The sequence below is a fragment of the Cryptosporangium phraense genome, assembly GCF_006912135.1.
GTDB lineage: Bacteria > Actinomycetota > Actinomycetes > Mycobacteriales > Cryptosporangiaceae > Cryptosporangium > Cryptosporangium phraense.
Genome location: NZ_VIRS01000010.1, coordinates 12,218 through 23,266, shown reverse-complemented (window position 1 = coordinate 23,266; position 11,049 = coordinate 12,218). Strand labels below are relative to the sequence as shown.

The window sequence follows — 11,049 nt, the reverse complement described above, 5'->3', positions numbered from 1 at the left end:
CCCGGCCCTGAGTGCCTCGGGCGCCGGATAGGGTCCGTCGATGCTGACGCTGTTCGCCGTGGTCGCGGTCGTCGAACTGGTCGCGGTCGCGCTCGGCTGGACCGCTCTGCAGTGGGTGGCCAAGCCGCTGCTCGCGCCGCTGCTGGCCGGGTACGCGCTCCGCCGGGGCCGCCCCGACCTGGTCACGGCCGCGCTGGCCTTCGCGACCGCCGGCGACATCGCGCTCCTGGTCGACGATGACCTGGCGTTTCTCGTCGGAATGGGGTTCTTCCTGGGTACCCAGGTGTGCCTGATCGTCGCGTTCGCGCCGTGGGCGCGGCCTCGTCCGTTCGTGGGGTACGCGGTGGTCTGGGTCGTGGCCAACGTGCTGCTGTGGGACCGGCTCGGCGACCTGGCGGTCCCGGTCGCCGTCTACAGCCTCGCGCTGAGCGCGATGGCGGCCACCGCCGCCGGGGTGTCCCGGCGGACCGCGGCCGGCGGCGCGCTCTTCCTCGTCTCCGACCTGCTGATCGGTCTCGGGGCCGCCGACGCCGGGTTCCCCGGCCGGGACGTGCTGGTCATGGCGACGTACAGCGCCGCGCTGTACCTGATCGTCACCGGGTGGGTCGGACGAACGAATGTTCGGACGAGAACGTTCTAGGCGTTCGGGAGCGGGTCGTCCGGCCGACCCCGGCGGCTCACCGTGGAGGCATGAGTTCACGCATCATCCGGACCGCGTCCGGCGTGCCGGTCGTGGTGCGCGCGGCGACCGCGGACGACCTGACCGCGGTCAACGAAATGCACGGCCGCTGCTCGCCCCGGACCCTGATCAGCCGCTACGCGGCCGGGCGCGGCGCGCTGCTCGACCGCGAATGGCGACGGATGGTCGACCCGGCCCGCGGCCGGACGTTCGTGCTGGCCGGGCCGGACGAGCGCGACGCGGTGATCGGTTTCGCGACGCTCCTGCGGGTGACCGCGACCGGGATGGCCGAGGTGTCGCTGCTCCTGCGCGACGACTGGCAGAACGCGGGGGTCGGGCGGGCGCTCGCGCGGTATCTGGTCGGGGTGGCCGGGCAGTTGCGGTTCGCCGGGGTGGTGGCGTGGATCGCGCCGGACAACGTCCGGGCCCGCAAGCTGCTCCGCGGCCTCGGGGGCGCGCCGGAACTGGCCGACGGTGAGGTTCGGTGGGTCGTCGCCTCCGGCTACCCCCAGAGGGCGGTCAGGTCCTCGGCCGTCGTGGGGACAGCGACGTTGAGGGCTAGTTGGGCCAGCGCGGCCTCGTGCATGCCCGGGTCGTAGGCGGCGACCGCGTCGGTCGGCAGCAGCACCGGCCAGCCGAGCTGGAACGCGTCGGTCGCGGTGGCGGCCACGCAGCATTCGGTGGTCAGGCCGGCGACCGCGACCCAGCCGATCCCGGCGTCGCGCAGCCGGGACTCCAGGCCGGTCCCGAGGAACCCGCTGTAGCCCCGCTTGGTGACCACGGTCTCGCCGGGCGCGGGCGCGACCCGGTACCACTCCGCGCCCGGCGTCCCGATCAGGCACGGCTCGTCGGGGCCGTAGGGCGCGTCCGGGTCGCCGGTGCGCAGCCACAGGCTGGCCCGCCACGGCGTCGCCGGATCCGTCCCGAGCCCGATCCAGACCACCGGAACGTCGCGCGCCCGCGCAGCGTCCACCAAGGTCTTGGTGGTGGTGACCGCGGCCTCGACCGCGGCGGACGCGGCCGGCGACAGACCGTGACCGGCGAGGAACGCCGGATCCCCGAACGACCGTTGCACGTCGACGACCAGCAGCGCCGGGCCCAGGCCGGCCAGCGCGGCGCGCCTGCGGTCGCTCATCGGTCCAGCTCACGGAGGCGGGGCAGCACGGTCTCGCCGAACCGGAGGATGTCCCGGTCGTACTCCGGGAAGATCAGCATCAGCCCGTCGAGCTCGGCCTCGCCGACGATCCGCCGGATGTGCGCGACGACCGTCTCGGCCGATCCGCTCACGTACGGTGACTGGAACGCGGCCTCCCCGGTGGCTCCCTCGGCCCATGCGCGCGCCCGGTCGGGCGGAAAACCCCAGGACGCCTGCATCGTCGCGAGCGCCTCCCGGTCGAGTCCCTCGCCCCACTGCCGGACCTTCTCCGCCGCCTCGGCGTCGGTCTCCTCCTGGACGACCATCAGCATCGAGTACGTCTTCACGTCCCGTCCGGCGTCCGTCGCCTTCTGGTGGACGTCCCGGGAGAAGTCGCGCATCTCCTCCAGCGTGTTCGCCGAGAGGAACGCGCCGTCGGCGTATTTCGCCTGGAAGGCGCGGCCGGCCGGGGACTGACCGGCGCTGATCAGCGTGGGCCGGGTGGCCGGGTGGGGCCGGGACTCGGCGTCCTTCAGCGTGTAGAACTCACCGTCGAGCGTGACGCGGTCGGAGGACCAGAGCCGGAGGACGGCGTCGGTCCACTCCGCGGTCATCCGGTAGCGGTCCTCTTTGGACAGGTCGCTCCACAGCCCGAACTGCTCGAACTCGGCCGCGTAGGCGCCGTTGACGATGTTCATGCCGGCCCGGCCGCCGGAGATCTGCTGCAGGGTCGTGAACATCTTCGCCGCGATGCCGGGGTTGTGGACGTTCGCGTGCACGGTCGCCCAGATCTTGACCCGCTCGGTGGCCTCGGCCAGCGCGGACATCATCGTCATCGACTCGAGGCTCTCGCCCCAGTGGTCGGTGCTGCCGCCGAAGCCGCGCCACTTCGCCATCGTCATGACGAAGTCCAGCCCGATCGACTCGGCGTGCAGCGCGGCGCGCTTGTTGTACGCGTAGGTCGCCTCGGGATGCGGAGCGGTGGTGGAGAGCATCCATCCGCCGCTGCCGATCGGGAGGAAGATCCCGTATTCCTTGGTAGCCACGGCGCTCATCCAACCGTACGGGGTGATCCGTATGCTTCCAGCGTTCAGGCCGCAGCGTCGCAGCCGCCCCATCAGTACCGACCGGGACGGGTATGCGCCTCCGCCTTTCCACGACGTTGTTCACGCCGGTGACCGGGGTCGATCTCGACGCGACGCTGTCCGATGCGTGGCCGCAGCGCACGACGATCACCGCGGCGTACGGGCACCTGCTGGTGCAGCGGTACGAGAAGGTGGGCGGGACGTCGCACCGTCTGGAGCTGCGTACCGCGGCCGGGCGGGTCTACCTGTACCACCTGATTCCGGCGCGCCTGGAAGGCCGCTGGATACTCGAGGCGACCGACGCCGGCGACACCACGACCGTGTTCTCCTCGACGTTCGTCGTCGAGCGGCTGCCGCTGGTGCTGCGGATGCTGGGGCCGGTCACCGGGCTGCGGCGCGCGCTGCGCCGCCGGAACCGCGAACAGGCCCGGCAGGTGTTCGACGTCCTGCACCGGGCCGGGGACGGGCCGCCGACGTTCCGGGCCTGGTGAGCGCTCAGCCCGGGCGCACCGGGTGGACGTCCCGGCGGACGGTGCCGTCGGTCAGCGTGAGGTCGTAGTGCACGATCGACGTCGGCGCCCACTGGCCGCTCTCCGGCGGTTCGGTGCTGTCGAACGCCGGGCCGGGCCACCAGGCCGCGTGCCGGCCGTCGTGCACGGTGGCCTCGACCGTGAACTTCCCGGCGTGCACGGTCACCCCGGTCACGTCGCGGCCCACCGCCCCGTCGGTGACCGACGCCTCGTGGAACTGGCTGAACCCGCCCTCGACGAGCGCGCCGAGCGGGGCCGGCCGGGCCGGGGCGTCGCTGCCGGTGGCGCCGGCCCCGATCAGGTCGACGTCGTCGGTGCCGGCCGGGTTGCGCAGCAGGCAGTCGCCGGACATGTCCGGGACGTCGGTGCGGTAGAGCAGCACGACGAACTCCCCGCGCCGCTCGGCCAGCGCCAGGTGGGCCCGCCGGGCGTCGAGCATGCTGCCGCGCAGCCAGCGCCGGCACTGCGAACCCAGCCGGCCGGCCTCGTCGTGGGTCAGCGGCCGGGGCGCGGGCGTCCAGGAGGCGTAGGCCTGACCGTCGTCGCCGGTGTGGAAGAACGTGACGGCTCCGGCGGCCAGCGCGCAGGCGGCGGCGGCCGCCGCCAGCAGCCTCCGGCTCCGCCGCGGCTGGGTCACCGGCTCCGCCAGGATCCGCTCCAGCGACGCGGCCGCGCGCTGGTGCTGGTCGACGGAGAGCTCGGCGTCGGCCGGGTCGAGCAGGCGCAGGAGGTCCCTGGTCTCGGTCATGGTCGTGTCCTCACCGGAGTGGCGTCGAGGTGCCGGCGGAGCGCGCGTCGGGCACGGAGTAATCGCAGGCGATAGGCGGTCGGGGTGATGCCGAGGATCTGGGCTCCTGGCCCCGGTTGACGTTCAGCAGGCAGTTCCGCGCGACGCCGAACAGCCAGGCCCGTCGATCGTCGGCCTGCGGGGGTGCGTCGTCGAAACGGCGCCAGGCGATCAGGAACGCGTCGGCGACGATGTCCTCGGCCTGCGAAGCAGGCACCCGGCGCTGCACGAAACGCAGGACGGGGGCGTAGGCGTCGGCGTAGAACGCTCGGAACTGTTCACGCTGCAGTCGTTCCACACTCCCTACCTGTCCGGCACCGGGTGAAGTGTTTCTCAGCTCACCAGGTCGGCGACCGCGCCCTCGTTCTCGGCGCTCCGACGCACCGCTCCCAGCACCAACCCGACCACCAGCACGACGAACGGCGCGAGCACCAGCGTCCAGCCGGTGGCCGACAGCGAGAACACCGTCAGCGCATCGTCCGGGTTCGAGCTCGTGCCGGCCAGCAGCCCGAACCGGGCCATGATCAGGTACCCGGCCAGCGCCAAGCCGACGATCGCGGCGACCGGCGCGACGACGGTCTGCCACACGGTCGCACCCCCGGCCGGCTCCCGCCGGAAGTGGACGATCACCGCGCAGGACACCAAGATCTCGACCAGCACGATCGCCAGCACCGCGAGCCCACTGAACCAGTTGAACAGGTTCAGCACCGGGTCCTTCCCGGTCAGCGCGAACAGCCCGATGACGACGAAGGTGATCACCGACGTCGCGATCGAGCCGAGCACCGGCGCGCCCCGCCCGTTGACCCGGTCGAGAGCCCGGGGCAGTGCACCGGCCCGCCCCATCGCGAAGAAGTACCGGGCCGCGCTGTTCTGGAACGCCAACAACCCGGCGAACAGGCTGCTCAGCACCAGCCAGCTCAGCAGCGTCGAGAGCCACCCGCCGACGTACTGCTCGGCGACCGAGAACAGCACCTGAGCCGGGTCGGCCAGCGGCGTCCCGTCGATCGACGACCGCTTCGCAACCTCGTCGACGACGTGCGCGCTGCCGACGCCGCTGACGACGGCCCACGACGTCAGCGCGAACAGCACGGCGATCAGCGCGACCGCGGTGTAGGTGGCCCGCGGAACCGCCCGCTTCGGGTCCTTGGTCTCCTCGGCGTAGATCGCGGTGGCCTCGAACCCGATGTAGGACGCGAACGCGAACGCCAGCGCGATCCCGGCCGAGCCGCCGAACCCGCCGCTGAAGATCTTCGCGGGCGAGAACGAGTCCGCGAACCCGAGCCCGTCCGGCCCGCCGCCCCGCACCAGCACGACCACGGCGACGAGCAGCAGCGACAGCACCTCGACGCCCATCAGCACGCCGAGCACCTTCGCTCCGATGTCGACCTGGAGCAGGGACAACGTCAGCACGACGGCCCAGGCCAGCAGCGTCCAGGCCCACCACGGGAGGTCGATCGAGAGGTGCGCCTTCAGCTGCTCGTGGGCGACCGCCCCGAAGAACCCGAAGATGGCCAGCTGCACCGCGATGTAAGCCAGCAACGACACGAACGCGGTCCCGACCCCGGGGACGATGCCCAGCCCCCGGCCGACGAACGCGAAGAACGCGCCGGTGTTCGTCACCCGGTGGCTCATCGCCGAGTAGCCGACGCTGAACACCAGCAGCACGAGCCCGGCCACCAGATACGCCCCCGGCGCGGCCGCGCCGTTGCCGAGCACGATGGCGACCGGCACCGCGCCGGTCATGCCGACCAGAGGCGCCGCCGCCGCGACAACGAAGAAGACAATTCCGGCAATGCCCAGCCGGTTCGGCGCAAGTTGATCGGAACCGGCCGGAGTTCTCGAGGTAGTCCGTTCAGCGCTCATGGAAGCCTCTCTGCCTCGGACGCACGGAGCTCAGCGGCCGCGAATGTGACCTGGGCGACAAGAAGATATTCGGGGCCGAATGACTTGTCGATAGGTCAGCGGCAAATCATTCGGACTCTTGCCCGTGCACACGCCCGCGCATTACGTTTGGGACCAAACGACCCGGAGGGCAGCGATGGACCACTTCGCCACGGTCGACGGCGTCCGCGTCGATCTGCGCCACTGGATCGGCGGCCGGCGCGTCCCGTCGGACCGCACCTTCGCGGACGTCTCCCCGATCGACGAGCAGGAGATCGCCCGGGTCGCGGCCGGCGGGCCGGACGATGTCGACGCGGCGGTCGCGGCCGCGCGGGCCGCGTTCCCGGCCTGGGCGGCGCTGCCGGTCGCCGAGCGCAGCGCGATCCTCCGGCGTGCCGCCGACGGCATCGAGGCCCGCATCGAGGACCTGTCCCGGGTCGAGACCCTTGACAACGGTTCGCTGATCCGCAGCCACCGGCGCGGGGTCATGCCCCGGGTCGCGCTGAACTTCCGGGCGTTCGCCGACTACGCCGAGAAGCAGCTCGGCCACCCCGACCTGTCGGTGCGCAACCACCGCGAACGGATCACCTACGACCCGGCCGGCGTCGTCGCGATCATCACCCCCTGGAACGCGCCGCTGATGCTGGCCACCTGGCGGATCGGGCCGGCTCTGGCCGCCGGCGACACCGTGGTCCTCAAGCCGCCGGAGTGGGCCCCGCTCACCGCGAGCCTGCTCGCCGACGTCCTGCACGAGGCCGGCGTCCCGGCCGGGGTCTTCAACGTCGTGCAGGGCACAGGTGCGGACGCCGGCGCGCCGCTCACCGCACACGAGGACGTCGACCGGATCGCGTTCACCGGCTCGGTCCCCACCGCCGGGGTCATCGCCCGCGCGGCCGCGCCGAACATCGTCCCGCTCTCGTTCGAGCTCGGCGGCAAGTCCCCGCTGCTGGTGTTCGAGGACGCCGACCTCGACCTGGCCGTCGACATCGCGGTCGAGCAGTTCGACAACGCCGGCCAGGTCTGCCTGAAGGCGGCCCGGATGCTGGTCCAGGCGTCGATCGCCGACGAGTTCACCGCACGCCTGGTGGAGAAGGCCGCGGCCTTGCGGCAGGGCGACCCCCGCGACGAACGGACCGACCAGTCCGCGCTCGTCTCCCGACGGCACTTCGAGCGGATCGACGGGTTCGTCCGCCGCGCGATCGCGGACGGCGCCACGGTGAAGCTCGGCGGCGGACCCAACGAGGAACTCGGCGGCCTCTACTACCGCCCGACGGTACTCACCGATCCCGGCGAGGAGATCCGCACCGAGGAGGTCTTCGGCCCGGTCGTCACGATCGAGACGTTCGCCGACGAGCCCGAGGCCGTCGAGCGCGCCAACGACACCCGCTTCGGTCTGGCGGCCACGCTGGTCACCGGCGACAGGTCCCGCGCCGAGCGGGTATCCCATCGATTGAACGCGGGCACCGTCTGGGTGAACTGCTTCTTCGTCCGCGACCTCGAGGCCCCGTTCGGGGGCAACGGCCGGTCCGGCATCGGACGCGAGGGCGGCCCCTGGTCGTTCGACTTCTACTGCGACGTCAAGAACAGCGTGTTCAGCCCCGTCGGCTGGAAGGACTCGACCCATGGGTGAGGTAGTCGGCGCCGGCCTGCTGGCCCACGTCCCCACGATCGTGCTGCCGGAAGAGACCCGGCGCGAGCTGAACCACGGACGGGAATCCAGCCTCGTGGAAGGCCTGCACCAGCTACGGCGGGAAGTGTTCGACACGCTCGACTACGACACGGTCGTCGTCCTCGACTCCCACTGGGCCACCACGGTCGAGTTCGTCGTCACCGCGCAGGACCGGCGCAGCGGACTGTTCACCTCGGAGGAGCTCCCCCGCGGCATGCAGCGTCGGCCGTACGACTTCCCCGGCGACCCCTCGCTGGCGCACGCGATCGCGGGTAAGGCCGACGAGCACTCCACCTGGATCACCGCGATCGACGACCACCAGCTCCCGATCTTCTACGCGACCACGAACCTGTGGGAGTTCCTCGGCCAGGGCCTGCCCGACAAGCGCTGGATCTCGATCGGCGTCTGCCAGACCGCCGACGGCGAGGATTCGTACCGGCTCGGCCGGGCGCTCGGCGAGGCGATCGCCGAGTCCGACCGCAAGGTCGTGCTGATCGCCTCGGGCGCGATGTCGCACACGTTCTGGCCGCTGCGCCAGCTCCGCGACCACGAGGCGGCCGGCCGCGAGCACATCCACTCCCCCGGGGCGCTGGCCGCCGACCTCGAGCGGATCGAGTGGTTGCAGGCCGGTGACCACCGGGCCGTCATCGATACGATGCCGGAGTTCCTCCGCTTCCGCCCGGAGGCGAAGTTCATGCACTACCAGATGATGATCGGGGCGATCGGCGAGGAGCGTTGCACGGCACCGGGCCGCCGGTTCGGCGAGTACGAGAACTCGGTCGGCACCGGTCAGGTGCACCTCTGGTTCGACCGCCCGGCCGAGGGTTTCCCGCCGTCCAAGGCCACCCCGACCGATCCCGACTTCGTCCGCCAGACCGGCGGTCCCGACCTGCCGGCCGCCGGCTGAGGAGCTGCCCCGTGACCCGAGAGACCCGCCGCATCCTGCTCGACGGTAACCCGGTCGACGTCGTCCGCGCCGGGGAAGTGCTGGTGGCCGGCGACGGCCGGACCGTGGCGGTCGCCGATGCGCAGCACCTCCCACCGGTCGTCCCGTCGAAGATCGTGTGCGTCCACCTGAACTACCTCAGCCGGGTGCGGGAGCTGCAGACGACGCTCCCGCCCGCACCGACGTACTTCCACAAGCCGGTGTCGGCGCTGAACGCGCACGAGGCCGCGGTGGTGCGCCCCGAGGGCTGCAAATGGCTCAACTACGAGGGCGAGATCGCGATCGTCATCGGCCGGACCGCCCGGAACATCGCCCCGGCCGAGGCCGGCGACTACATCCGCGGGTACACGGTCGCCAACGACTTCGGGCTGCACGACTTCCGCGACACCGACGCCGGCTCGATGCTGCGCGTCAAGGGCGCCGACACGTTGTGCCCGATCGGCCCGGGCGTCGTCGAGGGCTGGGACTTCCACGGCAAGCGCATCCGCACCCTGGTCAACGGCGAGGTCAAACAGGACGGCACCACCGACGAGATGCAGTGGGACATGCACTACCTGGTCGCCGACATCGCCCGGACGATCACGCTGCAGCCCGGCGACCTGCTGCTCTCGGGCACCCCGGCGATCTCGCGCACGGTGTACCCGGGGGACGTCGTCGCGGTCGAGGTCGAAGGGCTCGGCACGCTGCGCAACCACGTCGTGAGCGGGCCGACCTCGATCCGCACCGACGTCGGGGCCCAGCCGAGCGAGTCCGAGGAGGTCCTCTCCACCGCCCAGGGCGGCGACTGGGAGTTCCGCGGCATCCGCAAGCCCCAGCCGGCCGGCTCGTGAAGACGGATCACGGATGCGCAGACCGCTGATCGCCATCCCGGGCCGCTTCGCCGCGAAGACGTCGGCCCTGCGGTACGAAGCCGAGGTCACCGCCCGGGCCCTGGCCGAGGCGGTGTTCGCGGCCGGCGGCGAACCGCTGACCATGCACCCGTCGGCGCCGGGGGACGTGCCTGAACGCGTAGCCTGGGCTCAGGGCGTGTTATTACCAGGAGGTGGCGACCTGGCCGCCCACTGGACCGGCCAGCACCCGCACCCGAGCCTCTACGACGTCGACGAAGAGCAGGACGCGTTCGACCTCGCGGTCGCCCGGCACTGCCTGGCCACCGGCTCGCCGCTCCTGGCCATCTGCCGAGGCCTGCAGGTCGTGAACGCGGCCCGGGGCGGCCGGATCGTCCAGGACATGGACCCCCACCACCGCCACCGCCGTCACCGGGTCTCGATCGCGAGAGACTCCAGGCTGCACGCGCTGGCCGGCCCGACCGTCGACGTGTCCTGCTTCCACCACCAGTGCATCGACCGCCTCGGCGACGGGATGCGCGCGGTCGCCCACTCGGAGGACGGCGTCATCGAGGCCGTCGAGATCGACGATCTACCCGGCTGGTTCCTCGGCCTCCAGTGGCACCCCGAGGACCTCTGGAACACCGACGCCTCGGTGTTCCACGAGTTCGTGAGTCACAGCCGGGCCAGCGTCGCTCCCCCGTTCCACTCGACGCCGACCTGACGGAAATACCCCCCGATGATCTCGCCGACCTCGAGCCGCGCGACCTCCTCGGTCGGGGCCTCGAACAGCCGCAACTCGGCGTCGCCGGTCCAGGCCGGCCCACCCTGGAACCCGCTCGCGCCGGACGAGATCAGCTCGCTGAACGCGTCACCGTGCCCGGCGATGTCGGGAAGGATGCGGTGGTGCGCCATCGGGTGGCCGTTGACGAAGCCGTTGGTCTCCGACTCCTCCCGCAGCGTCACGACCGCCTCGGCCAGGCGCCGGTCGTAGGAGGCGAGCGTGGCCCCGAACGTCCCGCCCGGCCCGATCCGCGGAGCGGCCTGCGCGAACGGGTGCGGCCGGGTCTGCCACATCGAGCCGAGCTTCTTCGGGTAGCCCTGGTGCAGGCCCCGGCCGATCGCGAAGTCCTTGTCGACCCAGATGAACACGCACCGCGAGTACGTCACGCCCCGGAACGAACACCGGACGACGACGAACGCCTCCTTGTACTGGGCCCGGGCCGGGTCGAGCAGCTCCTCCCGGCTCGTCGAGCACGACTGCCAGTCGGCCCAGATGAACGCGACCGCCCCAGGGTCCTCGGGCGCGAGCTCCAGCGGCTCGGGCAGCAGCGCCTCGACGTTGGCCGGGTCGGTGCGGTACTCCACCGTCAGCAGGTCGCCGGAGTAGAACCACGGCGGGGACGGGACGAGCGACGCGACACCGGACGCGCTCCGGGGGTAGAGGAAGCCGTTCATCGCGGGCATTCGCCCCTCCTCATGTCGTTTGGATCCGTACGATATGCGGTGG

At 71.8% G+C, this 11,049-nt stretch carries 13 protein-coding genes; 7 read left to right on the top strand and 6 right to left on the bottom strand.

Going from position 1 to position 11,049, the window contains the following annotated elements; translation table 11 throughout:
- Positions 1-40 precede the first annotated feature (40 nt).
- Both FL583_RS15755 and FL583_RS15750 read left to right on the top strand, forming a co-directional pair.
- Entirely contained in the window at positions 41-640 is a 600-nt protein-coding gene (locus FL583_RS15755) for a lysoplasmalogenase (RefSeq protein ID WP_142705402.1), read from the top strand.
- 50 nt (positions 641-690) lie between these two features.
- Positions 691-1,278 carry a GNAT family N-acetyltransferase gene (locus FL583_RS15750; protein ID WP_142705401.1) on the top strand — a complete coding sequence of 196 codons (588 nt, stop codon included), beginning with the start codon at positions 691-693 and terminating at the stop codon, positions 1,276-1,278.
- Here FL583_RS15750 and FL583_RS15745 read toward each other — a convergent pair.
- Together FL583_RS15745 and FL583_RS15740 are read right to left on the bottom strand one after the other, a co-directional pair.
- Positions 1,182-1,814, bottom strand: a complete 633-nt coding sequence (locus tag FL583_RS15745; protein ID WP_142705400.1) for a cysteine hydrolase family protein — start codon at positions 1,812-1,814, stop codon at positions 1,182-1,184. The genes FL583_RS15750 and FL583_RS15745 overlap by 97 nt on opposite strands.
- Entirely contained in the window at positions 1,811-2,860 is a 1,050-nt protein-coding gene (locus tag FL583_RS15740) for an LLM class flavin-dependent oxidoreductase (RefSeq protein WP_142705399.1), read from the bottom strand. Before FL583_RS15740 ends, FL583_RS15745 begins: the two co-directional genes overlap by 4 nt.
- 92 nt (positions 2,861-2,952) lie before the next feature.
- Here FL583_RS15740 and FL583_RS40140 point away from each other — a divergent pair, with 92 nt between their 5' ends.
- The gene (locus FL583_RS40140) at positions 2,953-3,390 is read left to right on the top strand and encodes a hypothetical protein (RefSeq protein WP_170323671.1); all 438 of its coding nucleotides are present in this window, start codon (positions 2,953-2,955) and stop codon (positions 3,388-3,390) included.
- Positions 3,391-3,394: 4 nt separating this feature from the next.
- Here FL583_RS40140 and FL583_RS15730 read toward each other — a convergent pair whose 3' ends face one another.
- The 3 genes from FL583_RS15730 to FL583_RS15720 are packed head-to-tail and all read right to left on the bottom strand — an operon-like array spanning position 3,395 to position 6,079.
- Entirely contained in the window at positions 3,395-4,177 is a 783-nt protein-coding gene (locus FL583_RS15730; RefSeq protein ID WP_142705397.1) for a hypothetical protein, read from the bottom strand.
- 10 nt (positions 4,178-4,187) lie between these two features.
- The gene (locus FL583_RS15725; RefSeq protein WP_205752173.1) at positions 4,188-4,514 is read right to left on the bottom strand and encodes an RNA polymerase sigma factor; all 327 of its coding nucleotides are present in this window, start codon (positions 4,512-4,514) and stop codon (positions 4,188-4,190) included.
- Between the two features lie 35 nt (positions 4,515-4,549).
- On the bottom strand, positions 4,550-6,079 hold the full coding sequence (locus FL583_RS15720; RefSeq protein WP_142705396.1) for an APC family permease: 1,530 nt from the start codon (positions 6,077-6,079) through the stop codon (positions 4,550-4,552).
- 175 nt (positions 6,080-6,254) lie between these two features.
- Between FL583_RS15720 and FL583_RS15715 the strand changes: the two genes are divergently transcribed.
- The 4 genes from FL583_RS15715 to FL583_RS15700 are packed head-to-tail and all read left to right on the top strand — an operon-like array spanning position 6,255 to position 10,263.
- A complete protein-coding gene (locus tag FL583_RS15715) occupies positions 6,255-7,727 on the top strand; it encodes an aldehyde dehydrogenase (protein WP_142705395.1) in 1,473 nt (490 codons plus the stop codon).
- Entirely contained in the window at positions 7,720-8,673 is a 954-nt protein-coding gene (locus FL583_RS15710; protein ID WP_142705394.1) for a DODA-type extradiol aromatic ring-opening family dioxygenase, read from the top strand. Before FL583_RS15715 ends, FL583_RS15710 begins: the two co-directional genes overlap by 8 nt.
- A gap of 11 nt (positions 8,674-8,684) precedes the next feature.
- Positions 8,685-9,542 (top strand): fumarylacetoacetate hydrolase family protein, encoded by an 858-nt coding sequence (locus FL583_RS15705; RefSeq protein ID WP_142705393.1) that lies wholly within the window; start codon positions 8,685-8,687, stop codon positions 9,540-9,542.
- Between the two features lie 13 nt (positions 9,543-9,555).
- Positions 9,556-10,263 carry a gamma-glutamyl-gamma-aminobutyrate hydrolase family protein gene (locus FL583_RS15700; protein WP_142705392.1) on the top strand — a complete coding sequence of 236 codons (708 nt, stop codon included), beginning with the start codon at positions 9,556-9,558 and terminating at the stop codon, positions 10,261-10,263.
- Here FL583_RS15700 and FL583_RS15695 read toward each other — a convergent pair.
- The gene (locus FL583_RS15695) at positions 10,215-11,006 is read right to left on the bottom strand and encodes an acetoacetate decarboxylase family protein (RefSeq protein ID WP_142705391.1); all 792 of its coding nucleotides are present in this window, start codon (positions 11,004-11,006) and stop codon (positions 10,215-10,217) included. The genes FL583_RS15700 and FL583_RS15695 overlap by 49 nt on opposite strands.
- Positions 11,007-11,049: the final 43 nt, after the last annotated feature.